The following is an 18983-nucleotide window of genomic DNA, read 5'->3' on the forward strand; positions in this document are numbered from 1 at the left end:
TGAGCACCTGCGACGAGCCGCATGCGTCCGCGCCATGTCCTCCAGCGCCCGGTCCGCGGTTCACTTGAATTCGTTCGACGTCTGCTTTGGCGGTCATTCAACTAGTACGCGTTGTTGACTGATCCCGTACGCGTCAGATGCCGAAGCCGCACACCAGCATCACGACGGTCAGCAGCACGTCCGGAGACGGCCGGCAGAGCAGAGACACTCCCTTATTTTTTTGCGGAACCGATCGGGATCGACAGCGTCGCGAACAGCGCATAGCCTTCAGTGCGGTTCTGCGCCCCGAACTCCTTGTAGCCACGCAGGTTCATGTATGCCTGCTGGCCGCCGACTGTGAACAGGTAACCAACCTCAGGGCCGACCGCATACACTTTCGATTTGAAATCACCGAGCGCCTGCGATCGCAGGGCGCCAGCCAAGCCGCTGATCGGATAGGTGTCGGCGGTAAGCTGCCGATACGCGTAGCCGACGATTCCCAAATGCCACCGCTCGGATAAGAACTGCGATACCGCCCAGTCGACATGAGCGTCGATGCCGCTCCGGTAGTTCACACTGGTGTTCTTAAGGTTGTAGGTGACGCCCATCACGACGGAGAACTCGTGCCCTGTCTTCTCATTTAGATAGGTGTAGCCGGCGCCGGCGTCGATTGCGGCATGACCGATGCCGATGTTGGCAAGCCGCTGACTGTTGTATGCACCGGTCGGTATATCGCCCGTCAGATAAGTCATCCAGTTGTGGGAATCCTTGTTCCATGAAAGGCTCCCGAACGGATAGAGATCGGTGCCGCCGGTTATCGCGTCAGACCGATTGGCCTGCGCTCCACGGGTTGCGAGCGCGATCGACGAATTTACGTCGTCGTTATTCCTGCCGATACCAAAACTAACGCCGACGTAGGGCTGACCGCCCAATATCCTTTGTTCCGTCGCGTACCCGGGTTGCACGAGCAGTTGAGGCAACCGCGTACTCAGACCCGCCGAAACCGTTCCGCCGATATTGAAAGACTTCCCCCCGCCCGCGCTACCGTTGTAGTAATAAGGCAGGGCAGCCACTGACCAGCCCGGTGACTCGGGCACAGCGGCAAGGCTCGGGAATTGTCCTGAAGACCAGAACGGCACGCCACCCTGGTCAGCGCGCGCCACGTGCGACACGAGTGTCAGCACTGCACCGCCGCAGGCTGCGGCCATGAGCTTCTGTCTGCTGACCGTTTTCATCGCTGCGTACTTCCTGGTCCTGTCATTTCCCCGGTGGCGTGCAGGCGGCGCCCGTGACGAGCTAGATCAAATAGTTCGGCGCAAGATAGCAAACCATCAACCTACAGGCACCCTTCCGCCTCCATCTGAATGCACTTTTTCAGTCTAGGTGAACCACGGCGTTTTCACATAGCCTCGTCGCCGACGAGCCGCCGCTCGCGTGGCCTTGATGATCGGCTCACAGCTTTAAAAAAACGGACGCTAACGCCAATGAACATTCTGTCGGTACGCTACAGCAATTCCCGGTTCGCTGGACCGACCGGCTGTCGGAGCGCCCGTTCATGGCAGCCAGCGCCCTGCCGGGTGTGATTGCGCTGGCGGTGATGATCGCAACCAGTTCGCTGACGACCCTGATGATCTGCTGGGTGCTGAGTTGGCTGTCCTACAATTTTGTCCACGCCACGGTCTTCGCCATTCCGCTCGAGCGCCTGCCCGACACCAGGTCAGGAGCCGGCGGCCGGCGCCGCCACCTTACGTCCGGCCATATGGTGCAGATACGCAAGCAAGTCCTTCAGATCAGCGTCGGACAGCGTTTTCTTGTCGATCGCCGACATGCGCGCGTTAGGCCACCAGCGCAGCGACTGCGGGTCACGGATCAGCCTGGTCAGCTTGTCGTCGCCCAGATACTCGACCGCGCCGTACGGCACATTCAGATCGGGGCCAAGGTGCGCATCGCCGACGCGGTTGAGGGAGTGGCACGAAAAGCAAACGCGCTGGAATGTCGCAAATCCGCGCACGACCGGTCCGCCGGCCGGCAGGCCGGCCGCGGGCCGGATTGCCGCAAAACGCTCGGCAGGCGAAGCGGTGATGTCGATGCGCACGATGCTGTACGTCCAGAGACTCTCATTGACCACGGAGGTAGCGCGGCCCGCTGGCACTGTCCAGATCAGGCGGAACGGCCCGATGTCCTGGCCCTTGAGCGTCGGCCATGGCGAGTCAGGATTTTCCACCGCCAGCCAGGCGCGCGGCTCGTCAACGCTATCGGCCAGCAGCAGGCGCATCGGCAGGTGGGAAATATAGCCATCGCTGGCTGCGGTCGTCGCACTTGCGTCGGCCGTCACCGGCATGCCGCGCAGCAGCGCCGCCAGGGGGATAGCCTTGAACGTCAGCCGGTGCTTCAGGTTGTCGTCGTCCACCGTCACGTCGGTCAGGCGGCGGTCATTCAGCAGCGCCTCCCGCGTCCAGCTGCGCTGTTGCGCACCGGCGGCAATAGTCAGCGTCGCCGTGTCCGCGGCGCACGCCGGACCTGCCAGGAACGCCATTGCGCAGCCAAGCGCGCCAACGGCCATTGCGATCCAGGCTTTCATGCGTTCTCTCCAGAGCGAGCGAAATTGTGCGGCATTCCTGCCGTCGACAGCGCCGGGAGCAGGATGAACAGGTGCGCGAAATGCGCCCGCCGTTCGAGCGCACAGTGTATGCGAAAGAGACCGCTCTCAGATATTCCACCGCTGCGCAATCGCCGACAGCCGCTGCCGCAACTCATCGAACTCGCCGGATAGTCTCAGCGTCAACGATACATAGCCGGCGCATTGCGCGGGTATGGCTTCTGTCATGCGTTCGAGTTGCGAATCGCCGCGCAGCTCCAGGCGCGCGACGACGCCGTACGTCAGGGCGCGCGCCATGCCGATCAGCATGGCGCTGATGCGGCGCGTTTCTTCGCCGAGGCGGTCCTGGATGAAAGCCCTGGATTCGTCGTCAAAGCGCGGACGGGTGGCGGCCAGCACTTCCAGCAGGCTGATGCTGACCCGCATGCCGTGCTGGATCGCCTCGAGCTGTTCCATCGACACGTTGATCTCCTTGGCCACGGATGGCATCAGGGATCGCAGCTGCACCAGCAGGCCGCCTTGCAGGACCATGGCGCGCTGCAGTTCGGCCTTGTCGAGGGCGGCATCCGTGGCGATGGCTGTGTGCAGCCTCGCGCAGCTGCGCAGTGCCTCGGCCAGCTTGTAGCGCCACGAGTACGTGGCGTGCAGGGGCAAGGCGAAGGAAAACAGCAGCGCGATTGCGATGCCGATCAACACATCGGCCGCGCGCCACACCCCGTCGGCGACGGCGTTCTCGCCGTGGCCCGCGACGATGAAGATGGTAATGGCGGAAAGCAGCGCGATATAGCCGCCCTTGCCGATTGCCTGGTACGCACAGATGGCACAAGCGATCACGATCAGCACGTAGCTGAGCAGGGGCGCGTGGAAATACGATTGCTGCAGGATGATCAACAGCCCCGCCCCCGCCCCGATCAGCGTGCCGAGCGCGCGCTCGGCGGCCTTCTTGCGGATGTTGCCGTGGTGCTGCAAGCCGCCGATGACGACCAGCAGCGTAATGGATGCCCATTCGCCGTGAGGCAGGTGGATCCCCGTGGTCAGCGCAATGGACGTCAGCAGCCCGAGCGCCACCCTGGCGGCGTGAATCTGCCGGGCGTAGCGATAGCGGCGGGCCGGATCCAGCAGCGGGCGCAGCACGCGCCGCAGCACAGGAGGAAGGTGCGTGGATAGCGGGCTGGTCATTTGGGCGCGGCGGCGGGACCTGCGATGCCTTGATCCACGCGTTGCAACAGATACGGGAAGAAGGGATTGGACGACATGCGGATCAGCGCATCAAGGCTGACGATCAGCGCCGCCCGTTCGCCGCGCGCGGCCATCGCGCCGAGCTCGACCCCGTAGTTGTCGCCCGCGTCGGGCTGCGCGCCGTAGAGGCCGTCGCCCGGCGGGAACGGCAGCGCCACATGGGAGAGCGAATAGACGTCGGGCGGATAGCGCAAGCCGAGCGGCAGTGTTTGCACCGTGGCGCTGCCGCTCGGTGTGACCTGTCCTACCACGTCCAGCGTGCTCGTACCGGCATTGGTGATGACAGTGGTTGCATAACGGCGCGGCGGCGCCGGCAGCAACCGCGCCACCAGCTCGCTATTGGCCGGGCGCATCAGGGGCCCGAGATGCGCGTTGTGATTCAGGTCGAACAGCACCAGCTCGCTGCCGTTCGCGGGCAGGTGGGCATAAAGCGCGTCGACCACCGCGCGCGTGCTGACCGTGAAGTCGAGCACCGACTGGAAGGTGAGGACCGGCGGCAGTCCGTCCAGCCGCCCGGCGCGGGCGAGTTGGACAACCTGCTGCTGCAGCGCACGCGAGAAGAGTGACGATTGCCGCGCGCCATTGACGGGAAAGGAGTTGTATTTGAACGGGTTGAACTCGGGTACGAGGTCTAGCCAGGCCGCCTTGGCAAAGGCCGGGAACACCGCCGGCCAGCCCAGCACGCCGGCGAAGCGGGCCATGCCGGCGACGCCGATCATCGGCGAGATCAGCACCACGCGCTGGGGCCGCGCCAGCTGCGGATCCTCGATGGCGTCCAACGCGTACTTGAGCGCCAGCGCGCCGCCGTTGGAAAAGCCGACCAGTTGCAACGGCACTGAGGTGCCTGCCAGCCGTTGCGCCTCGCGCACTGCCAGCCGCGTTGCCGCGACCCAGTCCTCCCACTCCACGTCGGTCAGGCCGGCGGGGACCGTACCGTGCCCCGGCAGGCGGATCGACACGGCAACCCAGCCGCGAGCCTGGTAGTGCCGCGCGATATGGCGCAGGCTGTAGGGCGAATCGGTAAGGCCGTGCAGCAGCACGACGGCGCCCGCCGGCTTGCCAGCCGGCATCAGTGTGTACGAGCGATTCCAGTCGTGCGCGAAATGCGGCGGGTAGACCGGGCTGCTGGCGAAGTAGCGATTGGCCGGCGTGCGGTCTTCGGGTGGCAGCTTGTCGGTGACTTCGGTGCGCACCTTGTCGAAGATCGCATTCTCGGCCGCGAGGTAACGGGCCCAGTCCGCCTTTGCCAGCACCTCCGCGTGCAGTTCCTCGGGCACATAGGTGTGCCAAGGTTCCAGCGGTGCACCGCGCTGCGAGTCGTAGGCCCGCACCCCAAGCACGGTAACGAGCACCACGCCAGCCAGCACGGCGGTGCGTTTCAGGAGGCGGACGAGTCTTGGCATCATGATCGGCTACCGTGGCGACAACAGGGAACGGGCTGCTTGCGTCCGCTCACAGGAAGGGGGCGATCGCGCGCATGACGGCGCCAGGCAGGGCCAGTTCGCGCGCATCGGAGCCTTCGCGACAACCCACATCCAGCCCTTGCAACCCGGGTAGCGCCGGCAGCTTGCGCAGGAACTCCGGCGAGTTCGGGGCATCGCGATACAAGTCATAGCCTGCGCGGCTGAAGCGGCCGGGTTCTCTGCGTTGCCTTCCCGGAGCCGGGCGATGTCACCAGGGTTCATTGCGCTTTCTCCAGTCGAAAAAAGCACTTGATTCTATCCCTACCGGTTTGGGAAGAAACGGAAATCGGCTGCGCGCGTCCGGTCGCTCCGTCAGCGCCTGACGTCCGGCGCCCCTCCGCCACCAACCGCACCAGCCGCGCGAGCGGCAGCGCAGTGCCCGGCGCATGCCATGGATGGCGTCCATACGCAAACAGGTTAATTTCTTATTAAGAAATAGTTACCTTAATTTTTTCATAACTGTTTACATATCGTTGTCACACTACCGACGCAAACTCTCGGTGCCGCATCGGTGGACGGTCCCCGGCTCGCTTGGCGCCCATGACCTCCCCGACAGCAGGGAACCTTATTCGCCCAGACAAGAAAACCGAGATTGATAGTGAAAAAAACGCTCCTCGCACTGACCGCCGCAGCCGCGGCATGCTCCGCCTCCGGTATCGCCTCCGCCCAGACTGCGTCCAGCGTGACGCTCTACGGCATTGCCGATGCCGGCATCAGCTACCAAAGCCATGTGCAGGGCCCCAACGGGGGCGGCGCACTGTATGGCGTGACGTCCGGCGGCCTTTCCGGTTCGCGCTGGGGTATTCGCGGCGTGGAAGATCTCGGCAACAACCTGAAGGGCATCTTCGTACTGGAAAGCGGCTTCGACATCGACACAGGCAAGTCCGCCCAGGGCAACCGCCTGTTCGGCCGCCAGGCTTATGTCGGCCTGCAGAACGACCTTGGCGCCATCACGCTGGGCCGCCAGCAAAATGCCTTGTATGACCTGTTCGGCGCCTATGACCCGATGGCGGTCGGCAGCAGCTACTCGCTCAACTCGGTCGATACCCAGGGCTTTAACGGCCGCGCAGACAACGCCGTCAAGTACACCGGCAAGTTCGGCGGCCTGATCGCAACCGGCTTCTACAGCTTCGGCCGCGATAGCAACGTCGCCAACGGCGGCGAAGTACCGGGCAGCTTCCGGGTCGGCAAGAATTTCGGCGGTGGCGTGGCGTACGCCACCGGCCCGGTCTCGGTGGGTGTCGCCTATGACCAGTACCAGGGCAGCACCGTTGCCACGTCCGGCGCCGCGGCCAAGCGCGCCGCCATCGGCGGGTCTTATGCCTTCGGCGATGCGAAGGTGTTCGCCGGCTACCGCTGGCTGCGCGACGAACTCAGCAGTGCCACCACCGTCCGTCATGACAACCTGTACTGGCTTGGCGCGCTGTACAAGTTCACGCCCGCCTTCAGCCTGACCGGGGCGGCTTACTACACCGATGCCCGCAATGACAGCAACGATTCGTGGATGTTCGTGCTGAATGCGGACTATGCCTTGTCCAAGCGCACCGACGCCTACCTGCTGCTCGGCTACGTGAACAATAAGGGGCAGGCCACCTACGGCGTCACCAACGCGATGAATACGCTGGCGGGCCAGAACCAGACCGGCGTCATGGCCGGCGTGCGCCACCGCTTCTGACCTCCATCGCGGCACAAACTGGCGGGCTTGCGGGCCACGCCAGCGAACGATCATATCGACCTTGGCTTGCTCACTGAGTCGGAGGACGTTAGGCCGGCAGCGATCCCGGCCATTTTTTGGCGCCTTCGGGGTTAGGCGTCAGCCTCCGGTGAAGAGCTTGCTCGGCGCGATGTACACGCGGATACCGCCGGCCTGCGCCACATTCGGGAAGATGGTCTTCATATCGACCGACGTTCCCCCGATTGCCTCCAGGAAGGTCCAGCCGACGGTCTTGTTGCCGGCGCGGAAGGCCACCGATTCCCCGGACGCCACGTTCACGTAGTTCATGCCTGGCGTCAGCGTCACGGTGCGGGTCGTCGTGGTCACGTCCGCGGGGCTGCCGAACAGGGCGGCGATCCGGTCGGACTTTGCAACAGATAGTGGCGCTTGCGGCGCTTGCGTGGGCGCCGTGGCACCCCAGGCTGATGAGGCGCCGAGTATGGAGAGTGCCAGCGCGGCGGCAAGCGTTTGCTTCTTGGTCATTATGTTTTCCTTGTGCCTGCCCTTGTTTGTTGGGTAGGTAGGAAAAGTGTAGCTACGCCGTCATTATTCTAAAAATGATATATACAACACCAATCAAGTCGCTTTTTTCATGGATGGTGGTGATGCCGGCGAATTCCGCACGGCCGGGCGGTCCGGCCCATGCGCAAGGGAAGCGCACTCCGGCGCATTGCGCAGGGCCGGTTCCCAGGGTTGGCGCGCGAATCCGCGCCAACCCTGGGAATCCGGATCCGCGCTCAGACCCATCTCCTTATACAGAAGTACCGCCGGCCAGAGCGATGGTGCGAGGCAGAAGTGGATGGATGTCGAGGCAGAGGGGGGGGGGGTTGTAAACCGGCGCGAACTCGCGTTTACTCTTGGATTTCCCGCTAGAGCAAATGGGCAACGAGTCAGGAGCGTGGGTGGACGAGGAATTTGAAGCGCTGGATCTTGGCGATCCAAGACGGGACCGTCGCGCGAAGGAGTTACTGAAGCGGTTTGCGGCCAAGCCGACGGCGAGCATCCCGGGGGCATGCGACGGCTGGGCCGAGACCATGGGTGCGTACCGATTTCTCGGCAACGAAGAGGTCGAGTGGCGAGACATGATGCAGCCGCATTGGGATCGTACGGCTGGGCGGATGCATCCATTTCCGGTGGTGCTATGCCTTGCCGATACGACCGAGCTTGACTTTAACGGCCAGGAGATGGAGGGGGCTGGGCCGTTGAGCTATGAAGTTCAACGCGGGATGTATCTTCACGCGACCTATGCGGTTACGCCGGATCGGGAGCCGCTGGGGGTGGTCGATGCCTGGATGTGGGCACGTGAGCCAAAGGATGCGGACGGGCAACGCGGCGGTATCAAGGAGAGCGTGAGGTGGATCGAAGGCTATGAGCGCGTGGCCGAGCAGGCGGCAACGCTGCTGCAGACCCGGCTGGTCTATGTGGCGGATCGGGAAGGCGACATTGCTGCGTTGATGCAGCGGGCTGATGAGTTAGGCCAGCCTGCTGACTGGTTGATCCGATCGCAACACAACCGCAGCCTTGGCGCTGCCGAGGCCAAACTGTGGGATGCGGTCGAGGCCAGCGAGGCGCTCGGCGAGATCGCCTTCATCTTGCCCGGGCGTGCTGGCCAGAAGGCGCGTGAAGTCAGGCAGGAGCTGCGTGCGCAACGCGTGATGTTGCCAGGCCGCAAAGGACTGTCGCTCACCTGCCTGGTGGCCGCGGAACGCGGCGCGCCGGCCGGCGTGAAGCCTGTGGTGTGGCGATTGCTGACTAATCGGGACGCGCAAGATCTTGATGCGGTGATCGAGCTAATCGATTGGTATCGGGCCAGATGGGAGATCGAGATGTTCTTCCATGTACTGAAAAACGGCTGCAAGGTGGAAGCGTTACAGCTCTCGCACATGGACCGAGTCGAACGTGCGCTTGTGCTGTACATGGTGGTCTCGTGGCGTATTGCGCGACTGATGCGCCTGGGCAGGACCTGCCCCGAGCTGGACGCGTCGCTGTTCTTTGATGCCGACGAGATACGGGGTGCCTATCTGCTGGCGAAGAAGCCGCGCCCTCCAAAGCCACCCACGCTCAATCAAATAATTCGCCTGATTGCATCACTGGGTGGCTTCTTGGGCCGCAAGAGCGATGGCGAACCCGGCGCAAAGACGCTCTGGATCGGCTTGCAGCGAACCAGGGACGCTGCAGCCACAATTCAGGCCCTACGCAACGAGGGCGCATGACTTCTGTATAAGGAGATGGCTCAGACCAGGTTGAGACGTACGTCGATATTGCCGCGCGTGGCATTCGAGTACGGGCAGACGATGTGTGCCTTGTCCACCAGCGACTGCGCGACGGCACGGTCCAGCCCCGGCAGCGCGATGTTCAGGTCCACCTCGATGCCAAAGCCCGTGGGAATGGCGCCGATGCCAACCTGCCCGGTGATGGCGGTATCGGCAGGCAGCGCCACCTTGTCGCGGGCCGCGACGAACTTCAGCGCGCCGAGGAAACAAGCCGAATAGCCGGCGGCGAACAGTTGTTCCGGGTTGGTGCCCGCGCCGCCCGCGCCGCCAAGTTCGCGCGGCGTGGCCAGCTTGACGTCCAGCACATTGTCAGAAGATACCGCGCGGCCGTCACGGCCTCCGGTTGCGGTGGCGGTAGCACGGTAGAGGACTTTTTCGATCGACATGATGACACTCCTGATAGGTGATAAAGCTGGCTCGTCGAGCCTGCGGTTCGAGAAAGGCCGGGAGCCTTCCATATTAAATAGTCAACTATTAAATAGTACGCTATATAAATTGCAATAAAAACGGGCCGCCTTCTTGCCTGGCCCGCCAGACACCAGTTGCTCGCATCGCCCTGGCACCGCGATCCCGATCAGCCACCTGCCTCGGCAAACCGCTCGCGCAGCATGTCCAGTTCCGCCTTCACCGCCACGACCTGCTCCACGCTGCACGCCGAAGCGCACAGCACCGCGCGGGGCACGGCCTCGGCCGGCTCCTTGAGCGCACGGCCTTCGGCGGTCAGCGAGACGATCACCTGGCGCTCATCCGCGGCGGCGCGCTCGCGCCGCACCAGTTGCTGGGCTTCCATCCGCTTGAGCAACGGCGTCAGCGTGGCCGAATCCAGGTGCAGCCGCGCGCCGATTTCCGAAACGGTCAGGCCATCGGCCTCCCACAGCACCATCATCACCAGGTATTGCGGATAGGTCAGGCCCAGCGGCGCCAGCAGCTTACGGTACAGCTTGTTCAGCGCAAGCGACGTGGCATACACGGAAAAGCAGAACTGCTGGTCCAGCAGCAGCGCGGACGCGGCACTCGGCGTGGCGTCAGGTGCAGCTTGCTTGGTCCGGGAGGTGCGTTTCGTGTCCATGGGCTCAAATTTATATCGCGCACGATTAAATTGCAAGCTATTTTTTTCACCGCAGCTCAGTTACCTGAGCATCGATAGCGGCTGCCGCCGCTATTCAATCATTTGAGATTTCCATGTCCTTACACTAAGGTAAGGAATCAGGTTCCGTAGGGGAGCGCACAATGACGTCAGCAACAATCACTTCGAAAGGGCAGGTCACCATCCCTGTCGACGTGCGCAATGCGTTAGGCGTAGGTTCAGGTGACCGGATCGAATTCATCATGAATGAGCAATCCGGTCGTTATGAGGTCGTTCCAGCCATTCAATCGGTAACGGCATTGAAAGGCATCATTGGCAGTCCGAAACAGCCGGTCTCGGTGGAGGATATGAATGCTGCCATCGCCGAGCAAGGAGCGTCGGCGCGATGATTGGCCTCGATACCAATGTACTTGTTCGTTACCTTGCGCAAGACGATGCCGTGCAGTCGCCCAAAGCCAATACTCTGATCGAGTTGCTATCGACCGAGCGGCAAGGCTACGTGACGCAAGTGGCACTGATCGAGGTCGTCTGGGTGTTGAGCAAATGCTATGGCGCGCAACGCGAAGATATCGTCCGGGTCCTCGAGACGCTGCTGCGGACGAAAGAACTCACCGTTGAAGCGTCAGAGACAGTCTGGAAAGCCCTAAGGGTGTTTGCCTCCTCGGCAGCCGACTTCGCGGACTGCTTGATAGAACGCGCCTGCCACGACGCGCAATGCGAATACACGGCGACGTTTGACGTGAAAGCGGCCACGTCAACCGGATTGAAACTCATCAAGTAGAGAAAGGGTCCGTCGGCGTGCCCTGGTGAAAGAACATCTGCCAGCCCTTGTCGGTAAGCTTCCAGATCGAAGTGCGAAGGGTGTGCCGTTCCAGCCGTCCGTCCGGCCGCCGGCACGCCGACCGGTAGTTCAGCATGGCCACGCCTGGCGCGAGCTGCCGCAGCGAGAAGTCCTGCGCCCATATCGTGCCGGATGCGGCCTCGGGGGGCAGTTCGCCGAGCGTCTCGGCCTTGGTGTGGATGCCCCCGGAGCGGCCAAACTCCAGGAAGCTGTCATGCAGCAGCATGTCAAGCCGATCCCTGTCGCCGCGGGCTGCAGGCTGGTGTAGTTCGGTTTCAAGCTGCCGCAGCACCGGCAGCAATTGCGTATCTTCATTCATACCAGGGCACTCCTCTCTCGCTACCGTCTTGCTTCCCGGATCACGGCGCATCCTCATCCAGGCCAATCGCCGTCGTATCGATCCGCTCGACCTTCCCCTTCTGGCGCACTTCCGTGCGCAGCACAAACGCCTCGGTCGGACAGTACCAGTCGGTGACGTTCATGATCGTCGGCTCGGTCTGGATGAGGTCGTCTCCCATCATCAATGGCCCCAGCGAGGATCGCTTCTCATAGGTGATGGGCATGCATTCGCGGCGGCCCATCGCGGTCTCGATGGATTGCGCGCGGCCGACCCGGCGCTCGCCGATGGAGACCGAGGCCGAGGGGGCCCGAATGGTCGTGACCATCTCGTCCGTTGCCAGGCTATGTATCTCCAGTTCCAGGCTGGAACTGAGGGTCTCGCCAGGCAGCACGACGCCCTCCCTGATGGCCAGGCCCGCATAGCTCAGCACGCCCTTGCCCTGGAACGAGGCCTGCCCGAACAGGCGCGTATAGCGCGCCTGCGCATTGATGGTGGCGCGCTGGCTGCTCACCGTGGCCACCGCGCCAGGCGTAGCGCCCCGGTCAAAGCTCATCCTGTGCACCTGGTCCATGACCACCGGCGGGCCCATCATGGCCGCCAGCGCCGACTTGGAGTGGATCGACAGCCATGCGCTGCAGCCCTTCTCCGTGATCGAAGGATGCCGGATGGTCATGGTGATCGACATCGGCATGTCGCCACTGGCCTCCATCTGCGCGCGCGCCCCCGACTGGAACCAGGGCGCGTCGCAGATGGTGCCGGGGATGCCCTCGGGCGCTGCGCTGCCGGTTTGCCCTTGCTGTGCCATCCCTTCATCGGGAAGCCCGCATAACAGCAATGGAAATAACACCGCGCCCAGTCTTCGGAAGGCGCGCGTCGGCCCGTAAGGGTGAGCGGTCATGTCTTGTCCCAAGCCAGAAACCTCGCACTGGCGATCCCCCTGGATAGAGGGATTTCGACCCAGCCGGGCCACCAGCATGCCCCGAAGGTAGCACTTGGCATGGCGGCCCACAACCGGGACAGACACCGGAACAGAAGAATCCATGCCCGGCAGGAAAGTGCTTACTTCTTCCCGCCGGCGGGTTGCGGCCGGGCCGGCGCCGCCACGCCCTGGCGGTCACCGAACAAGGGGTAAGGCACCCCGCGCGCAGGATCGTCGGTGGTCTGGTCGATCACGATCTCCACATCCGCCACCTCGCGCAGCGCCGCTATGAACGGCTGATGCGCAAAGCCACGTCCCACACAGCCCTGCACCAGCAGCCAGCGCCCCCGCACCGTGAGCCACAGCGTGGAATCCTGCCAGCCCGGCATGGCGAGCGACAGCGACTGCAGGCGGCGGCGCGTGCTTTCCACGATCTCCTTCTCGTACTGGTAGGAATTGGCAAGGCGGCAGCGGCCCTCCACATAGCAGTGGTTGCCATCTTCGATCCGGTGATGGGCATCGCGCCGCCATTGCGCCTCGTCCACGCGGGGCCCGAGCGGCTCCGGGCAACCGGCGATGCGCGAAGATATCTGGAAGAAGGGATCGCGGCCACGGTTTTCCTGGTCGTTATCGCCGCCGCGTGCGGGCCAGGACAGCATGGCGGCGCCGGCGAGCGCAACCATGGCGATCTGCACGGAAGCAAACGAACGATGGACGGGCACGGCGGACTCCCCGGTAACGGCTGCGTCTGCATAGCATAGGACCGGCCGCGGCCAGGTGAAAGCCCGGCCAGACACGGGCGCTTCGGCCCGGTTTCCTTGCTTGTTGCGCCAGCCCACGCTCCCGGAACAGGCTGCCGAATGCGAAGGCGCGCAACGGGGGATCGACCTGGCTTTCGCCGCGTGCCGCGCGAAAGCGCGTGAGCGCATCCACGTACAATCTCCGCATGCAAAAGAATAATTCAAGGAGACAGTCATGGCAGTCATCGGACCCGATGTGAGCTTGCATCCCACCGCCTACGTGCACGAATCGGCCTACCTCTATGGCAAGATCACCGTCCACGAGGGCGCATCGATCTGGATCCATGTCGCCGCGCGTGCCGAGAGCAGGGAAATCGTGGTCGGCGCCTACACGAATATCCAGGACTTCGCGATGCTGCATATCGGCGACAGCACGCCAACCATCATCGGCAGCCATTGCTCCATCACGCATCACTGCACGATCCACGGATGCACGATCGGCGACAACTGCCCGATCGGCATCAACGCCACCATCATGGATGGCTGCGTGATCGGCGATAACTGCATCGTCGCCGGACATGCTTTCCTCACGGAAGGCACCGCGATTCCGCCCAATTCCATCGTGATGGGCAGCCCCGGCAAGGTCACGCGCACGCAGAACAACTATGTGCGCAACCGGCTCAATGCGTTTTTGTATTACAAGAATGCGCTGGCCTATGCGCGGCAGGATTATCGGGCGTGGGAAGGTCCGGAGTTCACGGCGGAGATGATGGCGGAGATGGAGAGGCTGCAGGCAGGGCTGGAAGCTACTGGATCGTGACCGGCCGCATCGTGGGCAAGATCGGGCGGTCGGTGCTGCCGGCCAGGTGCCGAAGCGGCTAGACCAGCCCGACATCCACCGCGCGGGTATCGGGAAACACATGCGCCAGGCGCGCATCGTCCAGCCCGTAGAGGCGCCTGAACAGGCCGCCCAGCATGGCGCGGTATTCGTTGAGCACCGGCCAGTCGCGATTCTGGTTCAGCGTGCGCTGCTCCACCGCCACCTGCTCGCCGGCTATGCGCCCGCCGCGCACGGCGCCGCCGGCCACCCAGTACACGGTGCCGTGGCCGTGGTCGGTGCCGCGCGTGCCGTTCTCGCGGAAGGTGCGGCCGAACTCGGAGACCACCACCACCGTGGTCTTGCTCCACACCGGGCCGATCTCATCGGCAAAGCCGGCGACGCCGCGCCCCAGGTTGTCCAGCAGGTTGGCCAGTTGCCCCTGCGCACCGCCCTGGTTCACATGCGTATCCCAGCCGCCCACGTCGATAAAGCCCAGGTTGAAGCGCTCGCGCATCAGGCTGGCCATGCGCCGCGCTTCCAGTTCGAAGCCCTTGGCGCTGAGCGCGCGCCGGTTGGCCGCCTGCATTTCCTGCATGCGGCTGGCCATGTCGGGGTCGGGCTGCGCGGGCAGGTTCGCGGCCATCATGCTGTTGCGGCGCTGCATGGCCTCGGCCTCCTGCGCCACGGTCTGCCGCAGTTCGAAGCCTTCGTTGATCAGCGACTCGAAACGCGTGCCGCGGTACATCTGCGCCAGCACGCGCGTCTGGCGCTCGTCGAAGGGCGTGCGCCCGGTGCCTTTGAGCGAGACATTGGGCACACTGAGCGCGCCGCTGAGCACCATCGGCAGGCCGTCGGTGAAGGCTACCGGCGCGGCACGTCCGCCCATGGACTCGGCGAGCCGGTTGAGAAAGCCGGTGCCGCGCAGCGAGGGACCGGCGCGGCCGGTGCCCTTCCCGTTCACAGCCAGCGGCAAACCCGCCTCGATACTGTCCTGCGTCTCGAAGTGGCTGCGCGAAGAGTCCTCGGTGCCGGCAAAGGGCACAAAGGCAAGCTGCTGCTTCTGCCACAAGGGCAGCAGGCTGTCCTTGAGCGCGGGATGCAGCGCCCACTTGTCGATGGCCCTGTCCGCGCCGCCATCGAAGGCCGCCGCCAGCGACAGCGCGGCGCGCGGATCGGCCGGTGCACCCTGCGCAACCGGCCTGGCGATGGCGATATTCGGGCGCGACGCGTAGTAGAAATCGCTGCCTGCCGGCACCAGCACATTGGTGGCATCGTAGCCGCCGCGCAGGAACACCAGCAGGAAACGCGCATCGGCCTGCTGCGGCAGCGCGTAGGCGCGCGAGACAATGCCGGGTGCCAGCGCGGCCAGTCCCGCCAGCCCGGCGCCCTTGAGCCATTCACGTCGTTGCATGGGTTGCTCCTTGATCCAGGGCAGGACCTCTCATTCCTGCATCCACTCGGGAGAGGAAAGCAGGATGGTGTTCCACTCCGCCTGCGAAGCTGCCTGCGTCATCGCGGTGCGCGTGGCGGGCCCGAGGGTGGGTTCGATGCTGTCGAAAAACACGCGGTTGCTCAGTTGCGGAAACCCAGTGCGCTCAGCCGGCTTGCCATCATCCTTGGAGAAAAGGCCAGCCTGCCCGGAACCGATGGCGCGGGCAATCTCGAAGCGCTTGACCATCTGCCCCGAGCTGGCCCACGCGCTCTCCGCAGCCGGGAAACCGTCCGGCGTGATGCGGCCATAGAGCGGCTCGCCCAGCTGGTTGAGCCAGCCGATGACCGGGCGCAGGTTGGCCACCATGCGGCCGTCGTAGGCCAGCCGCAGCGACGAGGCCACGAACTGCATCGGGTCCTTGAACTTGCGGTCGCCCGAGGCCAGCGTTGCGTTCAGCTCCGGCGACAGGAACAGCGTGCGCAGCACCGCCGCGATATCGCCGTCGCTCTGCGCGAACGTGGCCGCCATGCGGTTGACCAGCGATGGCGGCGGCGCATCGCCAACGAAGTGCGCGGCGAGCTTGTAGGAGATAAAGCGCGCCGTGGCGGGCTCGCGGCTGAGAATGTCGACGGCCTGCTCCACTTCGTGGAACCCGGTGGGCTCAATACGATGGCCGAGCAGCGTCTTGGCCTCGAAATCATGCCGGCCCGGGTTGAACTCGAATACGCCGTCGGCGCGGTAGAGCGCCTGCTTTTGCGGCGGCAGCTTCGGCGGCTGGCCGCTGGCATTGATGCCCAGCCCGGTCAGCACGCGGGCCAGTTCCTGCACGTCCTGCTGCGAATAGCGCGAACCGCTGGCGCCGCCGGACACGCCCAGCGTATGCAGCTCCATCAGCTCGCGCGCGTAGTTCTCGTTGATCCGGTTGACCGCGCTCTGCGCGTTGTCCAGGTACTCCAGCATGGCCGGCGCGGTCACCGTGGCCATCAGCAGGTCGCGGAACTTGCCCAGCGCACGCGGGCGTATTGCCTTGTCTTCGTAGTCCGCGAGCACCCAGCGTACCGAGCCCTTGCCGGAGTACACGCTGAAGTGGTTCATCCAGAACCATGTCATCTGCTCGCGCAACTGCGCCGTGGAGTAAAGCGCGCGCAGCAGATGGCGCCGGCTGGTATCGAGCAGCACCTCGTTGCCGCCGCGGTTCAGCGCATCGCGCGCCTTTTGCTTTTCGTCATCGTCCGTGAGCGTATTGATGCGCTGCTGCTCGGCGCGCACGCTGCGCAGCCTTTGCTCGCCGCTTTGCTGTGCAATGCTCAGCGCGCCGATGGTGACTGCGAGTTCGCCGGCATCGGTGACGGGCGCCTTGAGCTGTTCGTCGAGATAGCGTTCGCGGCCCACCTTGCGCAGCCGTTCGATGCTGGCCTGGTTGGCGCCGAAGGTGACGGTGTTGAGCCAGTGCAGGTCGGCCGGTTTCAAGGCTGCCGCGGCGCTGCCGCTGTCCGGCGCGCCGCCGCCCTGCGCGCACGCGCCCAGCAGGCCGGCGGCAGCAGCCAGCAGCAACACCGGCATCACACGTGAAAAGCTGAAGGTCATGGATAGCCTGCCTGATCTCGAACACCTATAGGTGACACCGCTCTTACGCGAGCGGGCGGGTTTTGGTTGACGTGATCAGCCCGATTTCCATACTGGATCCGCAAGCAGGATGAAAGTTCCTGCCGGATTACCGTGCAAACGGGGGGATTGCTATTCAAGCGGGCGGGGCATCGCGCGCAAGGTCAGGGCCCAGAACACCAGCGCAGCGGCGCTGATGGCGGCGCCCAGCACACACACGCCGGACCATCCGGCGCGCGCATAGACGTGGGTCGAGGCGATCGAGCCGGCGCCGCTGCCTAGCGCATAGAACAACATGTAACAGCCCACCAGCCGGCTGTGCGCTTCCGGCTGTACACGAAACACCAGGCTCTGGTTGGTGACATGGATGGCCTGCCCGGCAAGGTCCAGCACAATGACGCCGGCCACCAGCAGCCACAGCGATTGCTGCGCGAAACCCAGCGGCAGCCAGCAGGCCAGCAGCAGCACCAGCGCCGCGCCGGTCGTCGGCTGGCCCAGCCCGCGATCCGCAAGGTGGCCGGCACGCGCCGCCGCCAGCGCGCCCGCCGCCCCCACCAGCCCGAAGGCGCCGATGGCCGTATGCGACATCGAATACGGCGGCGCGCTCAGCGGAAAGACCAGCGCGGTCCAGAACACGCTGAAGGCGGCAAACATCAGCATGGCGAGCACCCCGCGGATCTGCAGCGTGCGCTCGCGCGCCAGCAGCGTGAACATCGAGCCCAGCAGGCGCGCATAACTCATACGCAACGGCGCGCCGTGCCGATGCGGCAGGTGGCGCGCCAGCACGGCGATCATCAGCAGCGCCAGCACGCCCGAGACCACATACACGGCACGCCAGTCGGCCAGATCAGCCAGCACGCCCGCCAGGGCCCGCGCCAGCAGCAATCCGATCACCACGCCGCCCTGCGCCGCGCCTACCACGCGGCCGCGTTCGGCGGGCGCAGCCAGCGTGGCGGCGAACGCGATCAGGCCTTGCGTCATGGCCGTGCCCAGCAGGCCCACGGCGAGCATGCCGGCCAGCAAGGCAACGCGCGAGGAAGCCAGGGCCACCAGGGCCAACGCCATCGCCAGAAGCAACAACTGCAGCAGTATCAGGCGGCGCCGGTCGACCAGGTCACCCACGGGCACCAGCAACAGCAGCGCCAGCGCGCAGCCCGCCTGCGTGGCGGTGACCACGATGCCTGCCGCGCCGGTGCCGAAGCCGAATTCATGCGCCATGGCATCGAGCAAGGGCTGCGCGTAGTAGACGTTGGCCACGCTGAGGCCGCAAGCCAGCGCGAACAGCCAGACCAGCGAAGAAGGCATCGAAGGCGCTCCCGCACGCAATGCGGCAGCGCTTCCTGGGTTAAAAGTCATGACAGGCTCCATCTGGTTTCGTAAAAAAACCGAGTGAAGTCTAACCGTCACAGTTTCTTAAAGCAACCAGCTTGGATTTCGCCAAAACCTTTCTACGAATGGGGCCAATTAGTGATGCTTTCGCCACTCCGGCAAAGTCCCGACGTATATCGTATAGTCACGATATTAATTTTGTGAGAAGCAGATATTTGTTTCGCCTGCCTGCGAAACAGCGATCCCTTCCGTGACAGCAGTGAACCCTGAAGCCACCCCCGACGCGAGTTCCGACTCGAACCCGATCGACATCGACGCCATCCACAAAGCGCTGGCAAACCCGGTGCGGCGCAATATCCTGGCCTGGCTGAAATCGCCGCAGGAGAACTTCGCCATGCAGGACTACCCGCTAGAGCTGGGCGTCTGCGCGGGCCTGATCGACGCGCGCACCGGCTTGTCGCAATCCACCGTGTCGGCGCATCTCGCCACGCTGCAGCGCGCCGGCCTGGTGACGTCCAAGCGGGTTGGCCAATGGATTTTTTTCAAGCGCAACGAAGAGACCATCCAGGCTTTTCTGGATCACATGCATAGCGATCTGTGAGA

At 64.2% G+C, this 18983-nt stretch carries 20 protein-coding genes; 6 read left to right on the top strand and 14 right to left on the bottom strand.

Annotated elements, in window-relative coordinates:
• Positions 1–212: 212 nt before the first annotated feature.
• From ACZY0R_RS05275 to ACZY0R_RS05295, 5 genes are all read right to left on the bottom strand, one after another.
• Complete coding sequence (locus tag ACZY0R_RS05275) at positions 213–1214, bottom strand: SphA family protein (protein ID WP_488857448.1); 1002 nt, start codon at positions 1212–1214, stop codon at positions 213–215.
• 482 nt (positions 1215–1696) lie between these two features.
• Positions 1697–2560 carry a cytochrome c gene (locus ACZY0R_RS05280; RefSeq protein WP_488857450.1) on the bottom strand — a complete coding sequence of 288 codons (864 nt, stop codon included), beginning with the start codon at positions 2558–2560 and terminating at the stop codon, positions 1697–1699.
• Positions 2561–2686: 126 nt separating this feature from the next.
• On the bottom strand, positions 2687–3757 hold the full coding sequence (locus ACZY0R_RS05285; RefSeq protein WP_488857451.1) for an FUSC family protein: 1071 nt from the start codon (positions 3755–3757) through the stop codon (positions 2687–2689).
• Entirely contained in the window at positions 3754–5220 is a 1467-nt protein-coding gene (locus ACZY0R_RS05290) for an alpha/beta hydrolase (protein ID WP_488857452.1), read from the bottom strand. The genes ACZY0R_RS05285 and ACZY0R_RS05290 overlap by 4 nt, the downstream gene beginning before the upstream one ends.
• Positions 5221–5269: 49 nt before the next feature.
• A complete protein-coding gene (locus ACZY0R_RS05295) occupies positions 5270–5425 on the bottom strand; it encodes a hypothetical protein (protein WP_488857453.1) in 156 nt (51 codons plus the stop codon).
• Positions 5426–5878: 453 nt separating this feature from the next.
• Here ACZY0R_RS05295 and ACZY0R_RS05300 point away from each other — a divergent pair, with 453 nt between their 5' ends.
• The gene (locus ACZY0R_RS05300; protein ID WP_488857454.1) at positions 5879–6955 is read left to right on the top strand and encodes a porin; all 1077 of its coding nucleotides are present in this window, start codon (positions 5879–5881) and stop codon (positions 6953–6955) included.
• Positions 6956–7093: 138 nt separating this feature from the next.
• On the opposite strand, the gene ACZY0R_RS05305 is transcribed toward ACZY0R_RS05300, so the two are convergent.
• Positions 7094–7477 carry a CzcE family metal-binding protein gene (locus ACZY0R_RS05305; protein WP_488857455.1) on the bottom strand — a complete coding sequence of 128 codons (384 nt, stop codon included), beginning with the start codon at positions 7475–7477 and terminating at the stop codon, positions 7094–7096.
• Between the two features lie 395 nt (positions 7478–7872).
• Here ACZY0R_RS05305 and ACZY0R_RS05310 point away from each other — a divergent pair, with 395 nt between their 5' ends.
• Complete coding sequence (locus ACZY0R_RS05310) at positions 7873–9207, top strand: IS4 family transposase (protein WP_488857457.1); 1335 nt, start codon at positions 7873–7875, stop codon at positions 9205–9207.
• Positions 9208–9227: 20 nt separating this feature from the next.
• Here ACZY0R_RS05310 and ACZY0R_RS05315 read toward each other — a convergent pair whose 3' ends face one another.
• Positions 9228–9653, bottom strand: a complete 426-nt coding sequence (locus tag ACZY0R_RS05315; protein ID WP_447432539.1) for an organic hydroperoxide resistance protein — start codon at positions 9651–9653, stop codon at positions 9228–9230.
• Between the two features lie 188 nt (positions 9654–9841).
• Entirely contained in the window at positions 9842–10336 is a 495-nt protein-coding gene (locus ACZY0R_RS05320) for a MarR family winged helix-turn-helix transcriptional regulator (protein ID WP_488857458.1), read from the bottom strand.
• Between the two features lie 161 nt (positions 10337–10497).
• Here ACZY0R_RS05320 and ACZY0R_RS05325 point away from each other — a divergent pair, with 161 nt between their 5' ends.
• Positions 10498–10743: an AbrB/MazE/SpoVT family DNA-binding domain-containing protein gene (locus ACZY0R_RS05325; protein ID WP_045236954.1), complete on the top strand. Its 246-nt coding sequence runs from the start codon at positions 10498–10500 to the stop codon at positions 10741–10743.
• Positions 10740–11135: a type II toxin-antitoxin system VapC family toxin gene (locus ACZY0R_RS05330; protein ID WP_488857459.1), complete on the top strand. Its 396-nt coding sequence runs from the start codon at positions 10740–10742 to the stop codon at positions 11133–11135. The genes ACZY0R_RS05325 and ACZY0R_RS05330 overlap by 4 nt, the downstream gene beginning before the upstream one ends.
• On the opposite strand, the gene ACZY0R_RS05335 is transcribed toward ACZY0R_RS05330, so the two are convergent.
• From ACZY0R_RS05335 to ACZY0R_RS05345, 3 genes are all read right to left on the bottom strand, one after another.
• Positions 11128–11514: a nuclear transport factor 2 family protein gene (locus tag ACZY0R_RS05335; protein ID WP_488857460.1), complete on the bottom strand. Its 387-nt coding sequence runs from the start codon at positions 11512–11514 to the stop codon at positions 11128–11130. The two genes, ACZY0R_RS05330 and ACZY0R_RS05335, sit on opposite strands and share 8 nt — an antisense overlap.
• Positions 11515–11554: 40 nt before the next feature.
• On the bottom strand, positions 11555–12433 hold the full coding sequence (locus tag ACZY0R_RS05340) for a hypothetical protein (protein WP_488857462.1): 879 nt from the start codon (positions 12431–12433) through the stop codon (positions 11555–11557).
• A 161-nt stretch (positions 12434–12594) separates the two neighbouring features.
• Positions 12595–13113, bottom strand: coding sequence for a BON domain-containing protein (locus tag ACZY0R_RS05345; RefSeq protein WP_488859511.1), 519 nt, complete (start codon positions 13111–13113; stop codon positions 12595–12597).
• A gap of 316 nt (positions 13114–13429) precedes the next feature.
• Here ACZY0R_RS05345 and ACZY0R_RS05350 point away from each other — a divergent pair, with 316 nt between their 5' ends.
• Entirely contained in the window at positions 13430–14014 is a 585-nt protein-coding gene (locus tag ACZY0R_RS05350) for a gamma carbonic anhydrase family protein (RefSeq protein ID WP_488857463.1), read from the top strand.
• 58 nt (positions 14015–14072) lie between these two features.
• On the opposite strand, the gene ACZY0R_RS05355 is transcribed toward ACZY0R_RS05350, so the two are convergent.
• From ACZY0R_RS05355 to ACZY0R_RS05365, 3 genes are all read right to left on the bottom strand, one after another.
• Positions 14073–15425 (bottom strand): DUF1501 domain-containing protein, encoded by a 1353-nt coding sequence (locus tag ACZY0R_RS05355; protein ID WP_488857465.1) that lies wholly within the window; start codon positions 15423–15425, stop codon positions 14073–14075.
• Between the two features lie 30 nt (positions 15426–15455).
• A complete protein-coding gene (locus ACZY0R_RS05360) occupies positions 15456–17033 on the bottom strand; it encodes a DUF1800 domain-containing protein (RefSeq protein ID WP_488857467.1) in 1578 nt (525 codons plus the stop codon).
• 150 nt (positions 17034–17183) lie between these two features.
• A complete protein-coding gene (locus tag ACZY0R_RS05365) occupies positions 17184–18356 on the bottom strand; it encodes an MFS transporter (protein ID WP_488857468.1) in 1173 nt (390 codons plus the stop codon).
• 328 nt (positions 18357–18684) lie between these two features.
• Between ACZY0R_RS05365 and ACZY0R_RS05370 the strand changes: the two genes are divergently transcribed.
• Positions 18685–18981, top strand: coding sequence for an ArsR/SmtB family transcription factor (locus ACZY0R_RS05370; RefSeq protein WP_488859512.1), 297 nt, complete (start codon positions 18685–18687; stop codon positions 18979–18981).
• Positions 18982–18983: the final 2 nt, after the last annotated feature.

It is taken from the genome of Cupriavidus sp. F041 (assembly GCF_057814235.1).

Excerpts from the sequence above, each read along its gene's own strand:
- ACZY0R_RS05320 (WP_488857458.1), bottom strand. The coding sequence starts at position 10,336 with ATGGACACGAAACGCACCTCCCGGACCAAGCAAGCTGCACCTGACGCC.
- ACZY0R_RS05355 (WP_488857465.1), bottom strand. The coding sequence starts at position 15,425 with ATGCAACGACGTGAATGGCTCAAGGGCGCCGGGCTGGCGGGACTGGCC.
- ACZY0R_RS05305 (WP_488857455.1), bottom strand. The coding sequence starts at position 7,477 with ATGACCAAGAAGCAAACGCTTGCCGCCGCGCTGGCACTCTCCATACTC.
- ACZY0R_RS05325 (WP_045236954.1), top strand. The coding sequence starts at position 10,498 with ATGACGTCAGCAACAATCACTTCGAAAGGGCAGGTCACCATCCCTGTC.
- ACZY0R_RS05310 (WP_488857457.1), top strand. The coding sequence starts at position 7,873 with ATGGGCAACGAGTCAGGAGCGTGGGTGGACGAGGAATTTGAAGCGCTG.
- ACZY0R_RS05360 (WP_488857467.1), bottom strand. The coding sequence starts at position 17,033 with ATGACCTTCAGCTTTTCACGTGTGATGCCGGTGTTGCTGCTGGCTGCT.
- ACZY0R_RS05330 (WP_488857459.1), top strand. The coding sequence starts at position 10,740 with ATGATTGGCCTCGATACCAATGTACTTGTTCGTTACCTTGCGCAAGAC.
- ACZY0R_RS05280 (WP_488857450.1), bottom strand. The coding sequence starts at position 2,560 with ATGAAAGCCTGGATCGCAATGGCCGTTGGCGCGCTTGGCTGCGCAATG.
- ACZY0R_RS05290 (WP_488857452.1), bottom strand. The coding sequence starts at position 5,220 with ATGCCAAGACTCGTCCGCCTCCTGAAACGCACCGCCGTGCTGGCTGGC.
- ACZY0R_RS05285 (WP_488857451.1), bottom strand. The coding sequence starts at position 3,757 with ATGACCAGCCCGCTATCCACGCACCTTCCTCCTGTGCTGCGGCGCGTG.
- ACZY0R_RS05340 (WP_488857462.1), bottom strand. The coding sequence starts at position 12,433 with ATGACCGCTCACCCTTACGGGCCGACGCGCGCCTTCCGAAGACTGGGC.
- ACZY0R_RS05345 (WP_488859511.1), bottom strand. The coding sequence starts at position 13,113 with ATGCTGTCCTGGCCCGCACGCGGCGGCGATAACGACCAGGAAAACCGT.
- ACZY0R_RS05315 (WP_447432539.1), bottom strand. The coding sequence starts at position 9,653 with ATGTCGATCGAAAAAGTCCTCTACCGTGCTACCGCCACCGCAACCGGA.
- ACZY0R_RS05350 (WP_488857463.1), top strand. The coding sequence starts at position 13,430 with ATGGCAGTCATCGGACCCGATGTGAGCTTGCATCCCACCGCCTACGTG.
- ACZY0R_RS05365 (WP_488857468.1), bottom strand. The coding sequence starts at position 18,356 with ATGCCTTCTTCGCTGGTCTGGCTGTTCGCGCTGGCTTGCGGCCTCAGC.
- ACZY0R_RS05335 (WP_488857460.1), bottom strand. The coding sequence starts at position 11,514 with ATGAATGAAGATACGCAATTGCTGCCGGTGCTGCGGCAGCTTGAAACC.
- ACZY0R_RS05275 (WP_488857448.1), bottom strand. The coding sequence starts at position 1,214 with ATGAAAACGGTCAGCAGACAGAAGCTCATGGCCGCAGCCTGCGGCGGT.